Origin of the sequence: Methanosarcina sp. DH2, assembly GCF_020804225.1 — an archaeon.
GTDB lineage: Archaea > Halobacteriota > Methanosarcinia > Methanosarcinales > Methanosarcinaceae > Methanosarcina.
In genome coordinates, this window is sequence record NZ_WJBI01000001.1 from 689880 (window position 1) to 715497 (window position 25618).

A 25618-nucleotide genomic window follows, 5' to 3' on the forward strand; every position below is an offset into this window, starting at 1 on the left:
AAAGTTATAAAAGCATTCAACAGGTGCATGAACAGGTTTCCGAACTGCAATCGAAGGTAGTGAGTCTAATCCTGCTTACAGGTGCAGGGCTTGCTTTCCTGTTTCTTCTGGGCAGTCAGGTCCAGAGCCTTGGAGTCCTTATAGGGGATTTCAGCATACAGCAGGACTACGCAAGCGGAGCTTCAGCCCTTTTTTCAGAACACGAGTCCGAGCTTTCAAAACTTGTGGATTCCGGAGTTATTAAACCTCAGGATCTGCAAAAAATAGGAAATACTATTTTTTCAGGGATTGCCGATCTTGTTTCGAAGGCATCTTATTATTTTTTTACCGGCATATTGATAATTCCTCTCATGTTTGGTGTATACTTCAAGCACCATAATAAAATAGGGAACTACATTCAGTACTACGCTCCTCCTGAACATGCGGATGGAATTGTCAGGGCCTTAAAAAGTATAGGCCGTGAGCTTGAGGATTTCTTCAGTGCTAAAATGCTTGAGTCTGCTATTATCGGTCTGATTTGCTGTATAGGGTTTTATCTGGCAGGTATTGACGGGTGGCTTTTCCTGGGCATCCTGGCAGGTTTTCTAAATATTATTCCTTATATTGGCCCTCTTCTGGGGGCAATCCCTCCTGTTATCGTGGGTTATATCGCCAGTCCGATGACAGCTCTCCTTGCAGTGATAACGGTTATTATTGCCCAGCTAATTGACAACCTTTACCTCATTCCATTCATGATCTCGGAAAAAGTGAATATTAACCCGCTTTTAAGTGTGGTTTTAACACTTGCCGCCTCCAAGCTCCTGGGCCCCCTCGGCATGGTACTCGCAATCCCTATATACATTGTATACAAAATAATTATTAAAGAGTCTTATAGGGAACTAGTAAATATATATTATGAAGATTAATATTCCTTTATGCCTGTATAGTTCAAACACTCTTATGAAATAAGGACTAAAATAAGGACTTTTGAGTACAGGATTAAAAATGCCGGGAGATTTCTCATAGTACTCCGGAACATAGAAAGGTTTAAAAATATATTAAGAGTATTTGATAAGAGTTATTTGACTGTTGGAGCATTACGACTTTGAAGAACCTGAATTACCACTTTGAAGGAGCCTGAAAATATGATTGAGGTAAAGGGTCTTTCTAAATCTTACGGACAAACGAAAGCAGTAGACGGCGTAGACCTTTCTATCGGGAAAGGTGAGCTTTTTGGTCTCCTGGGCCCAAATGGCTCCGGAAAAACAACTATGATCAAAATGCTTACAGGGCAAATAAAGCCAACCTCCGGTACCCTTAAAGTGCACGGCATAAATGTACTCGAAGATCCTCTGAGGGTCAGGGAGCTTGTAGGCGTTATTCCGGAACAGGAAACCCCCCCAAGTTTTCTGACTGCAGAAGAGTATCTGCATTTTGTTGCAAAGATTCGAAAAATGGAACATTATGAAAAAGTCTGCGAGAAATGGTTCGAATTCTTCGATTTTGGGGACCAGAAAAATTCACTATGCAAAGACCTTTCAAGGGGTACAAGGCAGAAACTCATGTTTGCCCAGGCTTTTTTACACGAGCCTGAACTTGCCATTATCGACGAGCCACTTATCAATCTTGATCCTGTAATGCAAAGAAAGGTTAAGGACTTCTTGCAGGATTATGTGAGGAATGGGGGGACTGTTTTCATTTCCACGCATATCCTTGAAATTGCAAAAGAAATCTGTACAAGTATAGGAATAATTTACAGAGGAAAGCTGGTTTATAAAGGCCGCCTTGACGACCCCGTGCTTCAGGGTAAAAATTTTGAAGAGTTTTTCCTGGAGCTTGTCAGCAAACGAAAAGGAATTTCAAAAGATATGCTGGAGGGAACTTTAAAAAGAGTCTCGGCAATAGCCTGATAATACTTTATATAATATTTTATTGGGAGGCCCATAAAATAGTCATTTATATATTTATGTAAATAATTATATGAATGATTATATGAATAATTATATGAATACTTATATGACCTAGCATATAAGTTATTATTACTATTATCGTTATTATTGTTATTATTATATAACTCGGTATGTAAATTGTAATTATTATTCTTATTACATGAACAATTATGGTATTAATTATATAAATAGCAACTTAATTAAATTTTATAATATCCTGTAACATATTGTCTGTTCTCTAATACCTATCTGTTGCTACCTGTAATACTGCTCAGGGATGTAAGAACAGAATTTATTAGAAGACAGTCACCTGTGTGAGCAAAAACAGTTGTGGAAAAAGCAAGCATAAAAGTAAGCGTAAAAAATAGCAAGTAAGAAAAACGGTGAGTATAAAAACAATTGACTGAAGGGATTTTATGTTTGACATTTTCAAAAGTATGATTAAAGAAGAGTGGCGGATGCATTCAAGTCTCTTCGGGCACAGTGGTTTTGCCTTATTTCCGGTCTTCATTTTCCTGTTTACATTTTTTGTAAGCCTGGTCCTGCCTGTGTTCAGGGAGATCATTACTGATGCACAGATAGCTCTCGGGATGCATTACCTTTTCCTGCTTGTGGGGGGCATGGTGGGTGCTTTCGGGCTTATGGGCCGCGAATTAATGAACCGCCGCTTCGGGCAGGCAAGTCTGATTGCATATTCTTCAAGAGTGCTCCCTGTTTCTGAAAGGTTTATCTTTGCTAACTTCCTTGGAAAGGATATTGTGTACTATTTTGTCCTTTACATCCTGCCCTTTGTTGCAGGCTTTGCCCTTGCTGCAGTTTTTGTTCCTGCAGGTAATTTCGGTGTTCCTTCAACCATTCTAACTCTTCTTCTTACTCTTTCTATTTCTTTTATGATAGGAATTTCTGCAGTATTCTTCCTGTCTACCATTTACGCTCACTCAGGAAAGATTTCTCTTTTCTGTCTGTTTGCTGCTTCTCTTCTCCTGCTCCATACTTCCGGAAACCTGAGCCAGGACACTCTTTATGCCCTGCCAAGCCTCTCCTTTTTCCTTGTCCCTTCCGAAAATCAGCTCCTGCTTTCCGGTGTTCTGATCCTTGCTCCTTCCGCTATGTCGCTTATTTTCCTGAAAATTGACTTCCCTCAGGCACAGAAGAGCTTTTCCAACTCCTTTTCAAAGCTTTGCAGGTATCTGGGTCCGTACAGGTACGCGGCCTTTGTTGCGAAAGATTCCCTTGACCTTAAAAGAAGTGAAGGAGGGATCGGGAAAGTTATTTTCTCTTTCGTGCTGCCTCTTTTGCTAGTCTGGATACTGCTGTCCGCTCTCGGGAGGGTTATACCGGCTTTGAACACACTTACACTTTTTGCCCTGGTGCTGGGAGTGCTTTCATCTTCAATGTATAACTGGCTCACCGAGTATGATATTTTTGCTTCCTATGCCTTTCTCCCCCTGAAGGTCTCTGACATGATAAAGAGTAAATTGAACAGCTATCTTATCCTTAACCTGGTCCCACTGGTAATTCTTGCACTGCTCGCCCTTCAAAAAGACCCTCTGTCCCTGATCCCGTCCCTGTTGCTTTTCCTCACGATCTCACTTTACATGGTTTCGGTACTTGTTTACCTTACAGGGCTTTCCCCTTCAATTAACCTCTACAACGGAAAGAACTTTGCTCTTTATACGCTCTCAGTTATGCCGCTCCTTATGCTTAACATAATCCTGTCCATGTTTGGAACATACTATGCGCTTGTAGACCTGTTGCTGATTCCTGTTGCCCTGTATCTTCTCGGGAAAGGTTTCAGGAAGTGGGATCGCAATGATTGCCTGTGTTTTTAAGGGCCAGCAGTTTCGGATACCCATGATTTATTCTACAATGGAATAACTCATGGGTTTATTTCCTCAAACCATGAATCTATTACTTCAAACCATGTGTTTATTACCTTCAAGCTTGATTCTTTCCTATTAACACGGTTTTATCTCCTTCATAGATGTCTTTTTAAGCCTTAAAGGAAACATATGAAGGAGAAAGGGTTCTACAACCTCTTTTATTTAGAATAAGGGGAAAGAGATTTAGGTAGTTTAAGCAGTCAGGGGGAAAGGCTACGATACCATTTCTTTTTACGATAGTAATGCTTTTAAAGGCGTTAAGGACACTACTTAAGGACCCTAAGTTCCGATCCCTACTGTATCTTGTTGTACTAACCCTTTCTACGGGCACTCTTTTCTATCATTCTGTTGAGGGCTGGGGCTGGCTTGATTCTTTCTATTTTTCAGTTATTACGCTGGCAACTGTGGGATATGGAGACTTTACACCTAAAACCGATGTCGGAAAGCTTTTTACTGTAGTCTATATTTTTCTGGGGCTCGGAATTCTTGTTGGTTTTGTCACACCAATTGGAGAGTATTTAATCGATAGAAGGGTAGAAAAAGTTGAGAAAAAAACGCAGGAAAAAGAAAAATCTGAAACTGAACTTGATTTCTCTGGAGTAGTTGGAAAGTTGGAAGGAAAAAGATAAAGTTCACTCTTCACCAGGCTTCTTACATCAAATTAATTCAATGATTCATTAAAATACTTTGTTTTGTAAAGGCAGTGCTTATTACAGTAACATAGTTTGCTTCTGTTTGTTCTCAAATGCACCTGAAGAAGATATATGGACAGGGCCGAAGTAAAAGTGACTGAAGAACCAACATTTTGGGATAAGATTATTTGAGTGTATAGTGTCACCATCGTAAATTGATTAGAGATTAGTAAGTTCAATTATAGTTTGATAGGTTGATCATATACAAGTTTTTTGAATAAGTGAACATTTGGGTTAGAAACTAATATATATATTTAAAAGAGTATAATTGCTACTTATATAATATATTAAATCAGAGGTGTCTTATGGCAAAAACAATCAGTGATACTCAAAAGTCAGGAGCTGCTTGTGGAAAAACACCAGCAAAAGCTTCAGCACCGGAAAAATCTGCAAAAAAGGACGCAAAAGCTGATAGCAAATCGTCCAAGGGTGTAAAGAAGTAAATACAGACCAATCACTACCTGAAAGCCAACCCTCTCAGCAGCAACTTATCAAGATTCAAGACTTCCAAAAACTGGGAAACTCAGTGAATTCGTAAAATTAAGAGCTCAATCGTGACTGAAAAACGGAATAATAAATAAAAAACGGAATAATAAATAAAAAACGGAATAATAAATAAAAAACGGAATAATAAATAAAAAACGGAATAATAAATAAAAAACGGGATAAGGAAATAATAAATTATAAGTTGCTGCTCTTAAATCCATCGTAAATAGACTATAGATTGGTAAGTTCAGTTATATTTGATAAATAATTCTATGAGATGAAACACTTATATAAAAATATAAGTAAAGAAGTGTTTATTTATGGCAAAGACAATAAGTGATACTCAAAAATCAGGAGCCGCTAGTGGAAAAACCCAGGCAAAAGCTCCAGCACCGGAAAAATCTGCAAAAAAGGACGCAAAAGCTGATAGCAAATCGTCCAAGGGTGYAAAGAAGTAAATACAGACCAATCACTACCTGAAAGCCAACCCTCTCAGCAGCAACTTATCAAGATTCAAGACTTCCAAAAACTGGGAAAYTCAGTGAATTYGTAAAATTAAGAGCTCAATCGTGACTGAAAAACGGAATAAGAATTAATAAAAGATAAGCTGCTGCTCTTAAATTTATTATAGATCAATTATAAATGGTAAGTTCAATTATAGTTTAATAAGTTGACTCTATAAAAGTTTCTTGAATAATTAAGCACTTATCTAAAATATAAAATATAGAGGTGTTTATTTATGACAAAGACAATCGGTGATACCCAGAAGGCAGGAGCAGCACATGGGAAACCCCAGGCAAAAGCTCCATCACCAGCAATCTATGCAAAGAAGGACGAAAAATATGAACGCAAACCGTCCAAAGGTGCAAGGCAGTAAAAACAGACCAATCACTACCTGAAAGCCAACCCTCTCAGCAGCAGCTTATCAAGATTCAAGACTTTCTAAAATTGGAAAATACAGCAAATTTGTAACATTAAGAGCTCAATCGTGACTAAAAAACGGAATAATGACTAAAAAACGGAATAATTACTAAAAAACGGAATAATTACTAAAAAACGGAATAATGACTAAAAAACGGAATAATTACTAAAAAACGGAATAATGACTAAAAAACGGAATAATGACTAAAAAACGGAATAATTACTAAAAAACGGAATAATGACTAAAAAACGGAATAATGACTAAAAAACGGAATAAGAAATAATAAATGATAAGTTGCTGCTCTCAAATCAAATCTCCGGGACCCGGGCTGCCAGAAATAAGCAGTTCGGAAAACCCGGTAAATTAATCAGAAATGGATTTTTATCTGTTTTGTCCATTTCAATCAAAATTCGTCTCTTTTTTTCATAAAGAGTAGATAAGAAACCAGAATCCTGGTAGTTAACCTTTTAATCAATATCTCTTCCTTTCCTCTGTCAAGGGTGAAGGTTGAAATAAATGGGATGAAAGTTGAAATAAATGGGATGAAGGTTGATTTTACACCCTGAATACGCTCTAAATATTCTTTACGTTTAAGATGTTTCTTACAACGAATAAGTAAAAAGAGCAGGTTACTGCCCTTAAATTAATTCTCTCGGCTGCTTATGCTCCGGCAAAACCGGAAGTTTCATGGTATTGATCAAAATCGGGCTTTCGATATCCTTTGCCCTTTCAATCACAAGTTCCTTTCCTTTCTGCGTGAGAGCAAAGAGAGGGATCGCAGCTGCCACCTGTACAAGAGGCTTTGCAAGTTCCCTGATATGTTTGGAAGCGCAGCTGATAACAATATCCGCGTTATCCAGCAGCCCCTGAGCTTCTTCCCGGCTGACACCTGTTACGTGTACTGCAATGATGAGCAGGTCGAGCCCGAGTTCGGATTCGATTTCCCTGACTTTTTTGGAGGTTCCGGCATCTGCAACTGTAACTGCGATTTTCCTGTAGCCAATTTCTGCGGCCTTTTTTACCCCGCCTGCAGGGTCGATGGATGCGGTTGAGGGGTCGAGTACGGTTCCTCCGCGCTCTTCGATACCTTTGATGACCGCATCTATCGGCTCAGTTTCGACCAGGCCTGACATCCTGCCTCCGATTCCCTGGACGAGAGCCGGGTTGCTGGAGATCACTGTTCCTGCGCCGTCGCAGGCGGTGACGGTTGTATCAAGGAAACCGCTGTTGAGGCCGCTCATCATTATTTCTGAGGCGCCAAAAGCAACAACAGTTGTCTCAAATTCAAGCTTGCGGTTTTCCGTAAACATCCCTAACTCGCTGATCCGAGACTCCATGTTTTTCCTAATTTCTTCCGGGGTCATTTTCTGGACTCCGCGCAGCTTGACAAAGAGAGGGCACCATTCTACTTCCGGAGCTCCAACTTCAACGACCTTTCCGTCTTTTACGACTACCCTGGCTTTCCCCATTAATTCCATTATATGAGGCATATTGAAACACACCTTCCAAGACTTGAAGAAATCGTATTACTTAATATTGTGATTCCTGCCTTAATAATTCGCACTTTAACCTTAAGGGCCCTGTCTTAGAAGTAATCTGATCTAATGCAAAAAAATTAGATCAGTATAGATTTCTTTGCCCCAAAATGGAATCTCAAATTTACTCAGGAAACAGAGTATAGTAAGAAAGTAGTATGCGGCTTTTTTCGTTATATAAAAAAATGATAATAGAAATATTATATGGTTGAGCCAGAGAAAGCAGCAGTCTCAGCGGGTGGGTGTAGCGGGTGTAACCTTACCTGAGCCCCGATCCCTATAAATAGTTATCTTTTCCTTAAGCCCGAAAAAAATGGACTTCAGGAGCCTGTATACTCAGCACCTGATATGCTCAAATCCGCGAAAAAAGCAGAATTCTATTAAATCATATTCCGAATCCTGATGTATCTTCAACCATGCCCAATCCACTACCGGTTTCCTTTAATGTTATAACTTTATCATCGGTCTCGATCTGGAAATCAACGACATCGACAAGGTTCTCTATATAACTGAAATTAAAGTTATTCATAAAACTGAAAGACTCCTTGCAATAGCTCTTCATGACCATGAATACTTTGCCTTCTTCAGCGGTAATAACCCATCTTTTATCCCCTTTTTCTGACGGGTACTCGTACACTTTTGCCTTCTTGAAGTTGTGCATCTTTTTGTTTTCTGTGTCATAGAATTCCATGAAATTGCGTATCTCGTATTCTAATCCTCCAATCTCGATATTCGGGATATAGTAGGTTAGAATCGACCCGTTCATGAAAATGATTCTCGACCATTTCCAGGGGATAAAAGGTCCGACGACAATTACTTTCTGTGCATAGCACTTTCCGGAGAAATTCTTATCAAGCAGCACACCCTCGAAATCGAAATACAGGCTAGCGAGCCTATAACCGAATAAGCCTCTGAAGTTTTCAGCCACCTCTGAATTGTAATTACTATTCTCCGGCTCCCTTATATCTAAATAGCAGATTTTTTTGCCGCTGCTTGAAATATCAAGCATATATTTAGGAAACGACCCATAAAAATTCGCTTTCAGATCTTTGTTGGAGCAGGTCACCCTGTCATCTTTCACTTCAATGACTCCCAGATCATCAGTGAGTTTTAGCTTTTTCTCATCATATGCCCAGGAGACAAAATACCCATCTGTTTTATCGTCTATTATCCTGCTATTCTCTACATATCTGCCATTGACTTCAGTATCCCCTGCGCTCCTGCCGAAAGTGACAAAAAACTGGCGCCTGGACCCGTCATCGGCTGTGAATTTCATGAACCAGTATTCTTTTCCGAAAAGAGGAAGGTCTTCAAAAGAAAAAAGAAGGTCGTCAATGCCTCTTTTGATGTCCTTCTTCACCAGCAACCTCTCTATTTTGTCTTTACTTTCCTTTACCTTCTGTATTGACTCAATAAATGCTTTTTTTTCAATTTCAGGCAGATTCCTGATGTAATCATTCCTTTCTTTTATGAAGAGTAAAAGCTTGTTTTTTTCGGTGATAATTCTCTCTTCAAGAGTTATGTTTTTAGGCTCTCTGTCATTTAATACGGCAGTCATTTCATCTTCCCTGGAACTTTAAGCAATACTTTTTCAGAAATAGAACATTCATAAATTCTAAAAAATATAACCTTATCGTAGAAAATGCTGCGTATGAATTTTTTGTTGACAAAAAGAGAGGAAGAAGGAGAAAATTAAAAAATAGAAGAAAGGAAAAAGAAAAAAACTAAAAAATAGAAGAATGGAAAAAGAAAAAACTAAAAAATGTAAGAAAGGTAAAGAAAAGAAAAAAAGTAATAACGGTTTTGGCGCCGTTTTTATTTCAGATCTCTGGGCTGTTTTTCTTCAGGAAGCACAGGCAGCTTCATGGTATTGATCAGGAGTGGGCTCTTGATATCCTTTGCTCTTTCGATCACAAGTTCCTTTCCTTTCTGAGTAAGGGCGAAAAGCGGTACAGCAGTTCCAACCTGAGCAAGGGGCTTTACAAGATCCCTGATGGGCTTTGAAGCGCAGCTGGTCACGATGTCCGAGTTTTCAACAAGTACCAGGGCTTCTTCCCTGTCTAAACCTGTAACATGTACTCCAATTACTATCAAATCAAGCCCGAGTTCGGCTTCAAGCTTCCGTAACTCTTTTGCTGTTTCACCGAAAGCCGCGGTTACTGCAATCTTTTTGTATCCGAGTTCGGCTGCCTTTTTCACTCCTGCAACCGGATCCATTACGGCAGTTGAGGGGTCAAGCACAATTCCGCCACGTTCGGCAATCCCGTTTATAATGCCTTCAATGGGCTCGGTTTCGACCAGACCGGACATCCTGCCGCCCATGCCCTGAACAAGGGTTGGGTTATTGGAAATAACAGTTCCTGCGCCTTCACAGGCGGTTACGGTTGTGTCAAGTAAACCTCTGCTCAGGCCTGTCATCATAACTTCAGATGCTCCAAACCCTACAAAATCCTCGAGTTCCAGCCGACGCTTGTCCGTAAACATCCCGAAATCGCTGATCCTGAATTCCATATTCTTCTTTACTTCTTCAGGGGTGATCTTCTGGATCCCGCGTATCTTGGCAAAGAGGGGGCACCATTTGACTTCAGGCTCTCCTACTTCGATAACTTTTCCATCTTTTACGACGACTCTTGTTTTTCCAAGTAATTCCATTATATGGGGCATAGTTACACCTTTACTATCTGAGCAAAAATATGATTGTTAAGAAATTAAGGTTCGGTAAAAATTGCAGGTAAGGTTTGTGGCTGCTTATTTAATAGTTTATTGGTTTTGGGGTTTTTGATTTTACTTGTGACTTTTACAGAAATTTTTGTTACTTGGATTGCGGTTCTGCAAATCAATTTCTTAGCTATTGGGTTTGAAATAAAATACTTGTTGACTACTGTATCCTTAGCGAAAAGTTATTGCTTCTTGCTTTTCACTTCATGGTCGGGTTTCCAATTTGTATATTCCCCAGGCAACGTCCCCGTTTGCTTCGCAAACGGCTTTTCCCATAAAATTAGAACAGAAAATAAAAATCAACCTTCAGCCCCTTCAAGTTCCTTCAATTTCTTCTCGCAAAGCCTAATTATTCTTGGATCTTCAATCGTTTTTCCTATAGCTAGGGATTGCTTCAAGAAATCAATTGCTTTTCTTTGCTCTCTCAAATCACTGTATACTACTCCCAATCTTCCAAGGTGATTCCCTTCTCCACGTTGATCTCCAATTTCTCTTGAAATATTCAGTGCTTTCTCGTAATATTCAATTGCTTTTCTGGGCTTACCCAGACGACGGTAGGCGTTCCCCAGATTTCCAAGGTGGTTTTCTTCTCCGCGCCTAGCCCCCATTTCTCTCAAAATACTAATTGCTTGTTCAAAATATTCAATTGCTGTTCTAGTTTCTCCTAGATCGTTATATGCGTTCCCTAAATTTCCAAGCAAATATCCTTCTGCGCGTCTGTCCTCTGTTTCTTTAGCAATTCTAAGAGCTTGTTCGTAATACTCAATTGCTTTTCTTGATTCTCTTAAATCACTGTGTGCGTTTCCCAAATTTCCAAGCAAATTTCCTTCTGCTCGCCGGTCTTCTACCCCTCTTAAAATTTTTAAAGCTTGTTCATAGTATTCAATGGTTTTTTTTGGCTTGCCCAGATGACAGTATTCGTTCCCTATATTTACAAGGGCTACGCCTTCTTCGCGTTTGTTTCCAGTTTCTCTTACAAACTTCAGTGCCTGTTCAGAATATTTAATTGCTTTTCTCGGCTCTCCCAGATTACTGTGTGCGCTCCCCAGGTTTCCAAGAATAAATCCGTGAATCGATCTATTATTGAGAAGCGTTTCATCTTTGAAGTGGTCTTTTGGTAATAATTTTTCGTAAATTTCGATCAGGGTTCTTGAATTTCCCCATAGGTCTAGGAGATCGGGGAGATTATACATCCATATGATATTTGCTGCCAGATCGTACTCTTCTGCTTTGCAAGCGTGGTAATGAGCTTCGATAGCTGACCGAATATATTCTTTCTTGGTTGGATTTTTTGGTAGTGAGAATAAAAGATAATATTTTACTGCAAGCATATGAGCTTCTTTTTTATTTTCAAGATCATCGTAGGAAAATTCCTGAACAAGGGGGTGGAGCCAGTAACTACTATTGTGGTTGGTTTCGAGAAGGGATTTATCGATAAGCTTCCTGACGGCATTTTTTGGAGTGTTTTCCGTAAACACTTCCTTGAGCCCTTCAAGACCCACAGATCCACGATAAACCGAGACACGCTCAAGAAGCTCTTTTTCTTCACCTGCCAGTTTGTCAAATAATTTCCTTGCCTTTTTGATGGTATCATCTTTACTTTCCTGATACATGCTCAGGTCTTCGAGCGTATCCTTCACACCGAATTCCTTTACCAGCTCCACAAGTAACTTTAAAGCAAGGGGATGACCATCAACACCTGTTGCCAGTTCTTCCAGCTTTTCGGGTTCCACTTTGTCAAGTCCATTGCCGGCAAGGTAGTCAACTGCAAAGTCCTTTCTTAAACCGTTGAGGTGCTGCTTTTCCTCATCCTCTATCCTATCAATAAGACTTTCTCCATTTTCAAGTATTGGCAGAATCCGGCTTGTTACGATGACTTTTGCGTTATGGGTGTTGTATCGCAGGGATGAAAAGATAAGTTCAATTCCTTTGTCTGCAAAATGTTGATCTTCAAGAATGGTGCTAAGGTCATCGAAAATGAGCCAGATTTCGCTCCTTCTATGAAGTTCGCCAGTAAGTTTGTCGACATCAGTTTTTCCTGGTTCTCTTCTTTCGGCTTTAAATGATACAATTTCAGGAGCATTCATGTAAGCGGCGATTTTTTCAAGAATATCACCCAGTTTTGCATCCTGATTATCATAGAAGCTGAACCAGAAAGGTTCAGGAACGTTTACGGGTCTGAGATCTACAAGAGCTCTTGCTAAAGTAGACTTGCCAACACCACCAACTCCACTGATTAGTAAAATTTGGTGATTTTCGAGGTATGTAAGGGCTTTTATTAATTCTTCTGAACGGTTTTCGGTAACGAACTCTTTTAATCGGTTTGGATACTTCGGTAGCGTTGAAGGATTATAACGAGTCAGGATTTCCTGATTCACCGCTTCTTTTCTTTTTTGGTCAAGGTATTCAATTATCTTGATGAATTCGTCACCGGAAGGCGTTTCAAAGTTGAAGAAATTATTGTAATTTCCTACTGCGAATTGATCAACATTTTCCACATTGAGATTTATAGTAAATTCGATTTCCCTGGCAAGCTCTGGATTTTCTCTAAGTAGTTTCAGGATTTCCTGCTGAAGCTCTTCCTTTGCTTTTGGGTCTTCGGAGTCTCTGGAAACTTTTGTGAGTGCTTTTTCAAAGGATTCACTCATTCTTGGACTTATTTTCTCCAGTATAGCCTGTGCTCTTTTTCCACCCTCTGAACCGAGTTTTTCAAATGCTTTTTCATAGATCATATCTACAAGGACTTCCTTGCCTCTATCTGATGCAGGTTTTCCTGCAATACACAGGGCAGATAAGGCGGGAACGAGAATATCTGTCGCTTGCTGGGCAAGGGCTACCAGATCCATAAACTCCTCCAATATCTTTTTGGTATTGAAGGCGTTAGAAAATAAATCTTTTTATTTCAAACGATTAAAAAGAACAATTTTCTGAATTCAACTTTTTTTCAGCATCATTTGATAATATACAAGAATTTCTGCTTTTTTGCAAACTTCGTGGAAAAGGCCGCTCTCCTTCGTCGAGCGTGAGGTTGCCTGGGGTCATGAAAAGTAGTATTTACAATCTGCTGCTATTGTAATAAATCATGCAGACTGTTATCAAATTTACCATATAAATTTAGTTAACGTTCCACCGAGGTTTCTAATATATTTAATGATAATTATAGTATCGATTGCAAAGATTTACACTTAATTTTTAGGAAGAATTAAAAACGTAATGTCTTGGAAGATGTTGAAGAGATACTTCCTTTTTTAATGTAATTCTTCTTTTTTAAGTGCAATTCTTTGCGAGAATAAATTAGATGACAGGGGGATATAGTATATGAAAAATTATTTAGTAGTTATACTACTTGCCGTTTTGTTCACAATGATAACGGGAACTGCCCTTGCACAGAATGAAACTGCACAGAATGAAACAAATGAATCGGAGGCTTTTCAACAGGCTTTAGAGCAGGATGGGTTCACCGTACAGGAAGGTGAACTGGCTTACTTTGATTTACTCAGGTTATTGGAAGAAGGAGTATTGCCTTCTGCGTATGGAAACAATCCAACCACGAAATATCTGATATATTTTGTTCCACCAGCACCTGGTTATGAAGTAGAAGAACGAATTTCTCAAATAACCAGCACGCTTGGAGTGAGCGGGAACCTAACTCCCTTCTGGAACCTTCGTCCTGATGAAGCTGTTGTTTTTGTAGGAAGAACACCGCCGGAATGCAGGTACTTCAGCTACGATAACTTCATTATGCACAGGACAATTGGGGACGAGAGGAGATGGCTCTTTGCTAACATAGCAGATACGGTGAACAACCTTGTTATCAAAACCGAAGGAACTCCAGATGGGGAGCCTGGAAATCCTTTCAACCAGACTACGGTAATAATCATCACGGCTGACAAAGGTATTGATCAAAGTATTCGGGATGCTGCCCAATCTGCAGGGTATTCGGACAATATAATTAACACCCAGGTGCTTCCCTCAGTCATGCTGAATATGGGCCTGGAGAATGATTCCGATACATTTGCCTCATTTGTCCGCCCAGCTCTATTCAATGACACGCAGGCTGAAGAGAATTACATCAATAATACACCTGCAACTGTTTTCAGGATTACTCCAAACAACACTACTGAGCTTGACCCGTATGATTATCCGGAACTGAGGGTACGTGGAACCGGGCAAACAGAGTTTGACCTCATGGATGATCTCGAAGAATTAAGGATTGCGATTCTCGAAGAATATAACGCATCGAATGCAACAGAGCTTCCGACCAGTCAGGCAGTTCCTGTAGGGAGTGATGCTATTCAGAGAGGAATCAATGGAGTAGGTCCTACCAACGATGCAGCCTATCTTTGGTCAGCAAACCAGACAGCCTCTTCGCCTACGCCTCCTTTCTTTGACACCTCGCAGTACTATCCATTCCTGCAAGATCCAGAAATTACACTGGGCAATGATACCAATGAATTCATAATTGTCTATGGAGTAAACCATGTAGCCACAGGAAAGGCGACGTACTCAAACTTCGCAATATACGGAGCAGATACATGGAACGGCGTTAGAGCAATCACAGACGCAGATTTCAGTGGATCTGCTGAGGAATATCTTCCTGACAATCCTAATGCTAAATACCTGTATGTTTACAAGCTCGCCAGGAACTGCGGTGAGGATGATCAATACTGCTATGAAGTTCCTTATGGTCAGGGAGCTCGTGGCATAGAGCTGGATCAACCTCTTTTCATTGGATGGAGACTCTATATGGAAAACACTACAAAAACCGGGCCAGCCTACTCAGAGATAGTGTACGATCGGGCTATAAAGTTTGATCCAATGAATTCTGGTAACATGAGCTCCTAATATTAAGCAAGTTCAAGCTTTGGTTAAGAAATTCAAGCTCTGGCTGGATGTGTTATTTACAAACACATTCTTTATCTTTTTGGCTATAATACCAGAGCCTTATTTTATTATACTATTGCTATTTAGAACATTAAAATGAATAATTTTCAGGTTTTAACTGGTTTTTAGGGCTCTTCTAATAGGGTCTTCTTCTAAAATTCAAGAAATTCACCTTTTTTGCAGCTTTTACGGAAAGGCCGCTCTCCTTCGTCGAGCGTGGAGTTGCCAGGGGTATTAGAAAGCAGTATTTATTATTGGTTGTCTGGGGTATAATATGAGAAATATGCTTAAAAATTTTTAGTTGTTTTGGGTATTTCTATACTTTATTTTAACGAAGTAAGAACAGGTGAAAACAGGATGAGAATAAGGAATCATTTGAACAATTAACAGATTAACTATCCAAGTTTAGTTGACGTTCCACCAAGGTTTCTAATATATTTATTGATAATTATAGTATCGATTATAAAGAATTACATTTCATTTTTGAGGAGATCAAAAGCATACAGTCTTGGAAGACATTGAGAGAGATTCTCTCTTTTTAAGTGCATTCTTCTTTTTTAAATGTAATTCTTTGCGAGAATAAATTAGATGACAGGGGGAATAGGATATGAAAAATTATTTGCTGGTTATACTACTTGCCGTTTTGTTCATAATGTTAACAGGAACTGCCCTTGCACAGGATATGGAAGCAAATGACACAGAGGTAAATAACACAGAGGCTTTTCAACAGGCTTTAGAACAGGATGGGTTCACTGTACAGGAAGGTGACCTGGGGTTTTTTGATACAATCAGGTTATTAGAGGAAGGAATATTGCCTTCTGCGTATGGAAACAATCCAACCACGAAATATCTGATATATTTTGTTCCGCCAGCACCTGGCTATGAAGTAGATGAACGTATTTCTAGATTAACAGGTATTCTTGGAATAGGTGGGAACACAACTCCTTTCTGGAACCTTGGTCCTGATGAAGCTGTTGTTTTCGTGGGAAGAACACCTCCGGAATGCAGGTACTTCAGCTACGATAATTACGTAATACACAGGACAGTTGGGAACGAGAGGAGATGGATCTTTGCTAACTTAGCCGATCCGATTAATAATCTGGTTATTAAAACTGAAGGGACTCCAGATGGTCAGCCTGGAAATCCTTTCAATCAAACCGCGGTGATAATCATTACTGCTGACAGAGGCATTGATCAACGCATCCGGGCTGCTGCACAATCTGCAGGATACTCGAACAATACAATTAACACCCAGGTGCTGCCCTCGGTCATACTGAACATGGGCTCGGAGAATGATTCCGATACATTTGCCTCATTTATCCGCCCAGCTCTATTCAATGACACGCAGGCTGAAGAGAATTACATCAATAATACACCTGCAACTATTTTCCGGATTACTCCCAACAACACTACGGAACTTGACCCATATGATTATCCGGAGCTAAGAGTCCGCGGAACAGGGGAAACAGAGTTTGACCTCATGGATGATCTCGAAGAATTAAGGATTGCGATTCTCGAAGAATATAACGCATCGAATGCAACAGAGCTCCCAATCAGTGTGTGGGCTCCGGTAGGGACTGATGCTATCCAGAGAGGTATAAATGTCCTGGGTCCCAATAACGATGCAGCCTATCTCTGGACAGCAAACCAGACTATCTCTTCGCCGACACCTCCTTTCTTTGACACCTCGCAGTACTATCCATTCCTGCGAGACCCGGCAATTACTCTGGGCAATGATTCCGACGAATTCATAATCGTCTATGGGGTCAACCATGTAGCTACAGGAAAGGCGATGTACTCGAATTTCGCAATATACGGAGCAGATACATGGAATGGAGTTAGAGCGATCTCTGATGCGGATTTCAGTGGATCTGCTGAGGAATATCTTCCTGATAATCCAAACGCGGAATACCTGTATGTATACAAGCTCGCCAGAAACTGCAGTGAGGATGATCAGTACTGCTACGAAGTTCCTTATGGTCAGGGAGCTCGTGGCATAGAGCTTGATCAGCCGCTTTTTATTGGTTTCAGGATTTACTTGGAGAATTCTACAAAAACCGGGCCAGCCTACTCAGAAATCGTATATGATCGGGCTATAAAGTTCGACGCAAATGATTCTGGTAACATGAGCTCCTAATATTAAGCAAGTTTAAGTTCTGGCTGAATGTGTTACTGCAAACACATTCCTTGTTTTTTTGGCTATAATGCCAGAGCCGTACTTTGTTTTTATCTACTACGTTTTTGTCTCCTAAATAAACAAGACATAAGGCAGGAACGAAATATCTGTTGTTTGCTGGATGGGACATCATATCCATAGTTACTCCGAATTTTTCATGTTGAAATCATTGGAAAATAATTTTGTCTTTTGGAGTGGTTGAGATCGCAATTTCTGGACTATGACATGAAAGATAGACTTTAAAGTTTTGTTTATATTTTGGGTATTTCTATGACACTATTATTAATGAAAAGGAGCAAATCAAAACAGGATGAGAGTAGGGAATCATTTGAACAACCAACAGATAAACTATCCAAGTTTAATTAACGCTCCACCAAAGTTTTTAATATATTTAATTAAAAATTAACTTGGGGGTTATATATGAAAAAATATATAATAGCTATAATAATTGGCATTTCTTTTATACTGTTAACAGGAACTGCCCTTGCACAGAATATGGAAACAAATGACACAGAGGTAAATGACACAGAGGCTTTTCAACAGGCTTTAGAACAGGATGGGTTCACCGTACAGGAAGGTGACTTGGGGTTTTTTGATTTTCTCAGGCTATTTGAGGAAGGAGTATTGCCTTCTGCATACGGAAACAATCCCACTACAAAATATCTGATATATTATGTTCCACCGGCGCTTGGTTATGAAGTAGACGAACAGATTTCTGAAATAACCAGCACGCTTGGAGTAAAAGAGAATACAACTCCTTTCTGGAACCTTGGTCCTGATGAAGCCGTTGTTTTCGTGGGAAGGACCCCTCCGGAGTGCAGGTACTTCAGCTACGAAAATTTTGTGATACACAGGACAATTGGGAACGAGAGAAGATGGATCTTTGCTACCTTAGCAGATACGATTAATAACCTTGTTATCAAAACCGAAGGAACTCCAAATGGGTCGTCTGGAAATCCTTTCAATCAAACTACAATAATAATCATTACTGCTGACAGAGGCATTGACCAGCGCATCCGGGATGCTGCCCAGTCTGCAGGATATTTGGACAATATAATTAATACCCAGGTTCTTCCCTCTGTCATACTGAACATGGGCGTGGAGAATGATTCAGATACATTTGCCTCATTTATCCGCCCGGCCCTGTTCAATGACACCCAGGCTGGTGAGAATTACATCAATAATTCAACCGGTACTGTTTTCCGGATTACTCCCAATAACACTACTCAGCTTGACCCGTATGATTATCCAGAGCTAAGGGTCCGCGGAACCGGGCAAACAGAGTTTGACCTCATGGATGATCTCGAAGAGCTAAGGATTGCGATTCTTGACAAGTATAACGAATCAAATGCCACAGAGCTTCCAACCAGTCAGACAGTTCCTATAGGGACTGATGCTATCCAGAGAGGTATAAATGTCCTGGGTCCAGCTAACGACGCGTGCTATCTCTGGACAGCAAACCAGAGTATCTCTTCGCCTACACCTCCTTTCTTTGACACATCGCAGTACTATCCTTTCCTGAGAGACCCTGGAATTACTCTGGGAAACGATACAGATGAGTTCATAATTGTCTATGGAGTAAACCATGCAGCTACAGGAAAGGCGACGTACTCGAACTTCGTAATATACGGAGCTGATGGGTGGAACGGTGTCAGAGCAATCACTGATGAGGATTTCAGCGGGTCTGCTGAGGAGTATCTCCCTGACAATCCCAATGCGAAATACCTGTATGTTTACAAGCTCGCCAGGAACTGCAGTGAGGATGATCAATACTGCTACGAAGTTCCTTATGGTCAAGGAGCTTATGGTATAGAACTGGATAAGCCTCTTTTCATTGCCTGGAGACTCTATATGGAAAACACTACAAAAACCGGGCCAGCCTACTCAGAGATCGTATACGATCGGGCTATAAAGTTTGATCCAATGAGTTCTGATAACATGAGCTCCGGATATTAAGCAAGTTAAAGCTCGGGTTAAGAAGTTCAAGCTCTGGCTGGATGTGTTATTTACAAACACATTCTTTATCTTTTTGGCTATAATACCAGAGCCATATTTATTATACATTTTTGGTATTTAGACCTGTCAAAAAGAATAATTTTCAGGCTTTAGCTGTTTTTTAGGGCTCTTCTAATAGTTCAGGAAATCCATCTTTTTTGCAGCTTTTACGGAAAGGTCACTCTCCTTCGTCGAGCGTGGAGTTGCCTGGGGCCCTAAAAAATAACACTTCAAATCGGCTGCTGTTTGAAAAAAGGAATTGAAACTGGTTTAATGGACACAAAAAAGTTAAAGAAAATCAGAGAATAAAAATTCCCTGAAGATTTTAAGCTACTAAACAGTAATTTTTCTAAAAGACTGTGCGGCGCTCAGATCTCCGGCCGCCTGTCAATAACCCTCTTTGCCTTTCCTGCGGTCCGCTCGATGCTACCTTTTTCAAGGAGTTCGACGTTTGTGCGGATATTCAGGACAGCTTTGAGTTCGTGCTGGACATGGTTCTGGACGGCTTTGAGGTCTTTGAGATCGCCGGTAAAGGCGTTTTCTTCAAGTTCGACCTCGATTGTGAGTTCATCGAGCATGTGTTTATTGCGGTCAAGGATAAGCTGGAAGTGTTCGCCAACCTGCGGGATTCTTGAGATAACGTCCTGGATCTGGGAAGGGAAGACGTTGATGCCTCTGACGATCATCATATCATCGGCTCTGCCGAGCAGGCGGGAAATTTTTGTGGTCGTCCTGCCGCAGTCGCACTCGCATTCGAGGAGCTTTGTCATGTCGCCTGTGCGGTATCTTATGTTGCAGAAGCCTTCTTTGCTAAGGGAGGTTAGAACTAGTTCGCCTTTTTCGCCTTCTGAGACCTGCTCTCCGTTTTCGTCAAGGACTTCTACGAGGAAATTGTCGCTCCAGATGTGCAGACCGTCCTGTTCCTGGCATTCGAAACCGACTCCGGGCCCGAACATTTCTGAGAGGCCATAGCAGTCATAGGCTTTAAGGTTAAGGCGCTTTTCAAGCTGCTTCCGTGTATTTTCCGACCAGGGTTCGCCGCCGAAGATGGCTGCTTTTAAGGAGAGCTTGTCTATGAGGTCGAGTTCTTCTGCAGTTTCTGCGAGGTAGAAGGCGTAGGAAGGGGTGCAGTGGACTGCTGTTACCCCGAAATCGATCATCATCTCAAGCTGCCTGGCAGTATTTCCTGTTGCTGCTGGCACTATCATTGCTCCCATTCTTTCAACGCCGTAGTGGAAGCCGAGCCCGCCTGTAAACAGCCCGTAATTCATGGAGTTCTGAATAGTGTCGCCTTTTGAAAGGCCTATCATTGTAAGGCTGCGGGCGATCAGATCAGACCAGGTCTCTATATCTTTTGCAGTATATCCGACAACCGTAGGTTTCCCGCTGGTTCCTGAGGAGGCATGGATTCGCACTATATCTTCTTTTTTTGCAGCAAAAAGGCCGAAAGGATAGTTGTCCCGAAGGTCTGTTTTGCGTGTGAAAGGCAGTTTATGGACATCTTCAAGGGTTTTGATGTCATCGGGAGTGACCCCTGCCTCCGTGAACTTCTGCCTGTAGAAAGGAACATTGTCATAAACCAGCTTTGTGCTGTGTTGCAGGCGTTTTAGTTGAAGTCTCTTCAGTTCTTCGGGATTCATTGTTTCATATTTCGGCTGCCAGTATTTCATTAAAAGGACCTTCTTTTAATTTGTAAAACCGTTCTCAGGTCATAAATTTTAATGCATGGATGCCATGTCTCTACATGCCATGCTATATTAAATAATCCTATGAGTAATATAAAATGTTCGGAAAACTCAACCTGTACAGTAATCCTTTCTAAATATAAACATTGTTGAGGTGAGGTGTTTGGTTGGGAAGGTTGAGAAATCTTAATATTTTGCTTGTGAAGGAGAAGCAATGGATGTGAATTGACTTACAGGCTGTCCGACAATCGCTGATAATAATAATAATAATAGTAATAATAATTTAATTCCTTTTTTTTCTATTTAAAGGCTTTATATGGCTTATTTTATACCTATTTTCGTCCTGAAATTGAATTGTTGGACGGTCTGTAAAGGGCGGGGCATTCGTACCCTCCACACTCTCGTAATAATAAAGAACTTTCTTAAGATCTAGTATGATATAACTTACTCATAATCCTTGTTTTTTAGATTGTAACAATTGAGAACAGTATTGAATGAATTTATAATGTTATAATGTTTTATGCAAAAAAATAAAGCATTATAAAGCTTTAAACTCGCGTCTCGATTTTTATTTAATTCCCTGAAAATAAGTATGTTTATATGTTAATTTACCCTGTTATTTTTGTTTACAGATGTTCCCTGATAAAACAAAGGAAAAAAACAGGAGGAAATAAAATGAAAAATAATAGAAAGTTTATGTGGAAAATAACCCTATCTATTTTCACCATATTGATGATGTTGACTTTATTGTCTTCAGCAGCCTCTGCATCACTTACCATATACAAAACCCCCCTTGGTGCGGGAACTCCTCCAGCAACACAACGTCTAACCGGTGGAGGTAATTCCATTGATTATACAGCAGTAGCCGCTTCGAGTACTGATCCGCGAATGGTACAGTTCAAGGACCTATCAAAAGGTACAGAGACATATATCCGATGGGACTTTGGAGATGGGACCTCTCTCTCAGGAACAAAAATTACTCCACAACTAAAAAATCCAGTACACAAATATCCAAAAACCGGTTATTATATTAGTGGTCTGACTATCAGGTGCACTGGTTATAATGGGTTGTTGTGGGTTCATAAGACACTTATTATTAAAGCGTAAGACTATTGTTAAATAAATTTTAAAAATTCAGAAACTTACTTACCATTCCAATTTTTGTACATCGTGTTTGTATGTAATCTCCGTAGTGTTTGTATATAATCTCCGTAATTATTACCCCCAGCAAATATCCTCCAAAAAATTCCTCACTTTTAACCCCTAACTTTACACACCAATCTTTTGAGGAGTCTAACACCGAAGACTGCATAGAATCTGAAAATTTTCCCAAAATATATATCACGATGTACACTATTTTTTCTAATGTAAAATAAGTAAACATTCTTGAGCTGATAATCTTATTTTTTACCATTCGTTTACAGTAAAAACTCGAGTCGTATGCAAAATAAAAACATGTGAAACTTTAACAGAAAACAAATTAACATTTTGTTTTGAATGTGAAAATTTTCCCTGCAAGAATTTAAAAAATCTGGACAAAAGGTATCGTATAAGATACAGTATGAGTATGATTGAAAATCTTGAAAACATTAAAAAATGTGGGATAGGGGAATTTCTAAGAAATGAACAAATAAGATGGACATGCACCGAATGTGGTGGTACAATCTGTGTTCATAAAGGTTGTTGTTATGATTGTGGGAGAAAAATTTGAATTGAAAATTTTATCTTTAATTTGTCTCTGGAGGTTTGACAAACTCTAATTTATCAAATATTATGTCCATATCAATTCTTGTCCATATCAATTTCCTGCAATTTCCTGCAATTTTCTGTACTTCTAATATTTTTAAGGCATTATAAGTAAACTTTTCATACTGGTGTGGCGATATATACTATAAATAAAATAAGGGGGACTGCTGGAATTGGTTTCTTCCAAAATTACTGCTGTTTTTTCTCTGGTTGCATTTGCAGTTATTCACAGCCTGACTGCGAGCCTGCCCTTCAAACGCCTTGTCATGAGAGTCGCTGGTCCCGGAGCAGAAAAGCTCTATCTGCCGGCATACAGCCTTACTGCGGTGCTGACTATCTTGCCGCTTGTCTATCAGCTCTACAAAAATCCGGGACGGGTTCTTTACAAAATACCTTCGCCCTGGCGCTGGCTCATGGTAGGGGGACAGTTGATTGCCGGAATGCTTGCCCCCATAGCTTTTCGGGATGCCCAGCACCGGTTCAAAATACGCTCGCAGCTATCAGGCCCGCAGGCTTCCGAAGCAGGTTCCCTGAAGATCCGGGGCATTTACCGGTGGATAAGGGACCCCTTTCTGCTCTCGGGGTTGGTCACGATGTTGCTCACTCCCTTTATGACCGTCAATCTGCTTGTCATATACCTTTTGACTACCATCTATCTGTTTCTTGGGTCCCTGCACTGGGAGACAAGGCTGGTGGCGCAGTTCGGTGACGAATATCTGGAGTACCGGAAACGGGTTCACAGAATAATACCCGGATTAAGGGGAAGCATTAAAGAATCTGATTAATCCCCAGTTAATATATAACGTTAAATATAATTAAAACCCAATTTAACGTAAACCTCGGAAATACCATAAACCATGCCCGGGCGAAACCGGCAGGTTGGCGAAAGCTTATGATAAAATCAGGCAATTCTTTTTTTCACAATGGAAAACGCGGTACTATTGGCGCTGTAATCTCGCTCAAAGGAGTGCTTTACATGGTCACGGTTTCCCATATATTCCAGGGGGAAGGAGACCGCCTGACAGTTGATGGAAAGAGACTCGCTGTTACGAGAATTTTGAAAGACCATGGTTTAGCCCTGATAGAGCTTCCTGCTGGCAGCGAGGTTGAAATCACGGAGTTTGGCAGCCCGGCAGAACTGGAGCTGGCTGTGCTTATCAATGACATCCGTACTATCCATTATTGCAGGGTGGTTAATTCCGGAGCTTCATTGCTTTTCCTGGGCTTCCAGTGCCATGATATGCCGGAGCCGGAGGATAGCGGCTCTCCTATTGTGCAGGGAGGGAAGGTAATAGGGATAATGTCCTCAACAACACTGGACACCTGCATGGGAATGGCGGTTTCATCCAATGTTCTCCGCAGTCTGGAAATATAACGAAAAACTCATTTTTAACCAGGTTGATAACAGTCAGATTTACAATTATCTAAAATTCGAATCAAATAGCAGAAATTTTCACAGAAATTTTCACGAACTTCATATTCTATGCAGATAAAACGCTATTGGGAATCCTATCAGTGTTGGAATCCAGAAAGAAAACATCCTGTAACTGAGTACGACAATAATTGCAATTGAGCCAGGCAACTCTATGCCTGTGTAAAGGGCAACCACCGTGCTCTCTACAATACCTACTCCTCCGAGAAGGAGAAAGGCTATTCTCCCCAAGAGGGAGGGGGAGCCCGTATCCCACAAACAGGACTGAAGGTCTTACTGGATGTCCTGCAGCTGTAAAGAAGAAGTAAAGAGTCCAACATATCAAAACTTATGGAAAAGGCGCTCTCAGAGCTGGACGCTGCCAGCCTCCGTTATTCAGCATGTCAAGTGCTTCAAAGAGCCGACTAAAGAGTTCTCTGTTGGAGCTGGATTATAGGGTCTGTTCAGGATTCTAGCAAAGAAAGCTGATATTTTCCCGGCTCCGGCGTAAAAGCTAGTCCTGTGCCTTTTTCCCCAGCTTACTGCCAAAACACCCAGGCTCAGCAGAATGGGGCTCAGGAGGAAGGCATAGAATTGCACGAAAGAAAGTTCATGAACGAGAAGCATGTGGACTATTCCAACTGCTGCGAGTACCGTTAGAATTGCATTATTGAATATTGTGGGCAGTGTACCTGCAAGTCCTGAGCCTTCTGCGTTTACGCCAGCTTTCCTTACCCATCGGTAGGTAGCTGCAGCATTCCCTAAAGTGTCGCCTGCCAGCATTCCCATACTCGATGCAACAAGAGTGATGGCAACTCCTTTTAATATTGAAATATGCTGGTTTGCTATTGCCAGAACCGAATTAATACGATAACCGTATCCGATATAACCTATAATCTATGCAAGTCCAGCTAGCAGTACAGCCCATAAAGCCATTGTACTGATTACCTGAAGGGACTCTTCAAAGAAGTAATCTGGGGAAGAATCAGATGAACCGCGAGTCCCAGGAAAACAAGGGTTAGAAGGTGACGTCCGGCTTTCAGGATCAGAGGTTGAGACGGTGAACTACCGCTAAACTAAAGATTTACCGGCTTCCTGAGTCATCCTTCCCTCTACTGAAGACAAGTCATACAGGCTCTACCCCGCGTACCACAGGTGAAATRRAATATATGATCGTGAGATTACTTGAGATGCTTAGAGCTTCCGGTTTTCTCCGGCTTAATGTTCCCGATCCCTTCAGGTATACGATACCCTGTTATCCAACTCCCTCAGCTTGGTTTTCGCATTTTGGGTTGTGGTGACAGTATCTACTATTAAAGTAACTTAATACGAAAAATAGTTTAGCAGAATCAACAATTGAAAAATGTATGGAAGTTGACGCTTATATCCAGCGAAGCTAAAGGTTTCATGGGTTTTACGCTTCTTCCTATAAAAGGCTCCAATAATTATTGCTTTTATTTTCCAGATTTTGTAAACCTTCCCGTTTGTTTATATCCATTTTTAATCCTCTTAACTTAGATATATGTAATTTCTTTGAATCATGATCCTGAAGCTAAA

At 40.5% G+C, this 25618-nt stretch carries 21 protein-coding genes; 14 read left to right on the forward strand and 7 right to left on the reverse strand.

The window, feature by feature from the left end; all coding sequences use genetic code 11:
* Nucleotides 1-23 precede the first annotated feature (23 nt).
* From FXV91_RS03045 to FXV91_RS03075, 7 genes are all read left to right on the forward strand, one after another.
* Nucleotides 24-905, forward strand: a complete 882-nt coding sequence (locus FXV91_RS03045; protein ID WP_229388195.1) for an AI-2E family transporter — start codon at nt 24-26, stop codon at nt 903-905.
* A gap of 219 nt (nt 906-1124) precedes the next feature.
* A complete protein-coding gene (locus tag FXV91_RS03050) occupies nt 1125-1889 on the forward strand; it encodes an ABC transporter ATP-binding protein (RefSeq protein WP_229388197.1) in 765 nt (254 codons plus the stop codon).
* A 455-nt stretch (nt 1890-2344) separates the two neighbouring features.
* Nucleotides 2345-3760 (forward strand): hypothetical protein, encoded by a 1416-nt coding sequence (locus FXV91_RS03055; protein WP_229388199.1) that lies wholly within the window; start codon nt 2345-2347, stop codon nt 3758-3760.
* 293 nt (nt 3761-4053) lie between these two features.
* A complete protein-coding gene (locus tag FXV91_RS03060) occupies nt 4054-4440 on the forward strand; it encodes a potassium channel family protein (RefSeq protein ID WP_229388201.1) in 387 nt (128 codons plus the stop codon).
* A gap of 368 nt (nt 4441-4808) precedes the next feature.
* Nucleotides 4809-4946 carry a hypothetical protein gene (locus tag FXV91_RS03065; protein ID WP_229388203.1) on the forward strand — a complete coding sequence of 46 codons (138 nt, stop codon included), beginning with the start codon at nt 4809-4811 and terminating at the stop codon, nt 4944-4946.
* A 363-nt stretch (nt 4947-5309) separates the two neighbouring features.
* Nucleotides 5310-5447: a hypothetical protein gene (locus FXV91_RS03070; protein ID WP_229388205.1), complete on the forward strand. Its 138-nt coding sequence runs from the start codon at nt 5310-5312 to the stop codon at nt 5445-5447.
* Nucleotides 5448-5728: 281 nt separating this feature from the next.
* The gene (locus FXV91_RS03075) at nt 5729-5866 is read left to right on the forward strand and encodes a hypothetical protein (RefSeq protein ID WP_229388207.1); all 138 of its coding nucleotides are present in this window, start codon (nt 5729-5731) and stop codon (nt 5864-5866) included.
* Nucleotides 5867-6549: 683 nt separating this feature from the next.
* Here the strand turns inward: FXV91_RS03075 and FXV91_RS03080 are convergent.
* From FXV91_RS03080 to FXV91_RS03095, 4 genes are all read right to left on the reverse strand, one after another.
* Entirely contained in the window at nt 6550-7401 is an 852-nt protein-coding gene (locus FXV91_RS03080) for a methanogenesis marker 8 protein (protein ID WP_229388209.1), read from the reverse strand.
* 430 nt (nt 7402-7831) lie between these two features.
* Complete coding sequence (locus FXV91_RS03085; RefSeq protein ID WP_229388211.1) at nt 7832-9004, reverse strand: hypothetical protein; 1173 nt, start codon at nt 9002-9004, stop codon at nt 7832-7834.
* Nucleotides 9005-9261: 257 nt separating this feature from the next.
* The gene (locus FXV91_RS03090) at nt 9262-10110 is read right to left on the reverse strand and encodes a methanogenesis marker 8 protein (protein ID WP_229388213.1); all 849 of its coding nucleotides are present in this window, start codon (nt 10108-10110) and stop codon (nt 9262-9264) included.
* Between the two features lie 353 nt (nt 10111-10463).
* Nucleotides 10464-12896, reverse strand: a complete 2433-nt coding sequence (locus FXV91_RS03095) for a tetratricopeptide repeat protein (protein ID WP_229388215.1) — start codon at nt 12894-12896, stop codon at nt 10464-10466.
* A 586-nt stretch (nt 12897-13482) separates the two neighbouring features.
* Between FXV91_RS03095 and FXV91_RS03100 the strand changes: the two genes are divergently transcribed.
* The 3 genes from FXV91_RS03100 (at nt 13483) to FXV91_RS03110 (ending at nt 19180) form a co-directional block, all read left to right on the forward strand.
* A complete protein-coding gene (locus FXV91_RS03100; protein ID WP_229388217.1) occupies nt 13483-15009 on the forward strand; it encodes a hypothetical protein in 1527 nt (508 codons plus the stop codon).
* Between the two features lie 646 nt (nt 15010-15655).
* Entirely contained in the window at nt 15656-17185 is a 1530-nt protein-coding gene (locus FXV91_RS03105) for a hypothetical protein (protein WP_229388219.1), read from the forward strand.
* Nucleotides 17186-17644: 459 nt separating this feature from the next.
* The gene (locus tag FXV91_RS03110; RefSeq protein WP_229388221.1) at nt 17645-19180 is read left to right on the forward strand and encodes a hypothetical protein; all 1536 of its coding nucleotides are present in this window, start codon (nt 17645-17647) and stop codon (nt 19178-19180) included.
* Between the two features lie 407 nt (nt 19181-19587).
* Here FXV91_RS03110 and FXV91_RS03115 read toward each other — a convergent pair whose 3' ends face one another.
* Nucleotides 19588-20889: a phenylacetate--CoA ligase gene (locus FXV91_RS03115; protein ID WP_229388223.1), complete on the reverse strand. Its 1302-nt coding sequence runs from the start codon at nt 20887-20889 to the stop codon at nt 19588-19590.
* Between the two features lie 615 nt (nt 20890-21504).
* Between FXV91_RS03115 and FXV91_RS03120 the strand changes: the two genes are divergently transcribed.
* The 4 genes from FXV91_RS03120 to FXV91_RS03135 all read left to right on the forward strand — a co-directional run bounded on the left by FXV91_RS03120 (nt 21505) and on the right by FXV91_RS03135 (nt 24025).
* A complete protein-coding gene (locus tag FXV91_RS03120) occupies nt 21505-22011 on the forward strand; it encodes a PKD domain-containing protein (RefSeq protein ID WP_229388225.1) in 507 nt (168 codons plus the stop codon).
* A gap of 295 nt (nt 22012-22306) precedes the next feature.
* Nucleotides 22307-22615, forward strand: a complete 309-nt coding sequence (locus FXV91_RS03125; protein WP_322221849.1) for a DUF3795 domain-containing protein — start codon at nt 22307-22309, stop codon at nt 22613-22615.
* Nucleotides 22616-22823: 208 nt separating this feature from the next.
* Nucleotides 22824-23435 (forward strand): isoprenylcysteine carboxylmethyltransferase family protein, encoded by a 612-nt coding sequence (locus FXV91_RS03130; RefSeq protein WP_229388227.1) that lies wholly within the window; start codon nt 22824-22826, stop codon nt 23433-23435.
* Nucleotides 23436-23542: 107 nt separating this feature from the next.
* On the forward strand, nt 23543-24025 hold the full coding sequence (locus tag FXV91_RS03135; RefSeq protein WP_229388229.1) for a serine protease: 483 nt from the start codon (nt 23543-23545) through the stop codon (nt 24023-24025).
* Between the two features lie 99 nt (nt 24026-24124).
* Here FXV91_RS03135 and FXV91_RS03140 read toward each other — a convergent pair whose 3' ends face one another.
* Nucleotides 24125-24313, reverse strand: coding sequence for a hypothetical protein (locus FXV91_RS03140; RefSeq protein WP_229388231.1), 189 nt, complete (start codon nt 24311-24313; stop codon nt 24125-24127).
* 144 nt (nt 24314-24457) lie between these two features.
* Nucleotides 24458-24850 carry a hypothetical protein gene (locus FXV91_RS03145; RefSeq protein WP_229388232.1) on the reverse strand — a complete coding sequence of 131 codons (393 nt, stop codon included), beginning with the start codon at nt 24848-24850 and terminating at the stop codon, nt 24458-24460.
* Nucleotides 24851-25618: the final 768 nt, after the last annotated feature.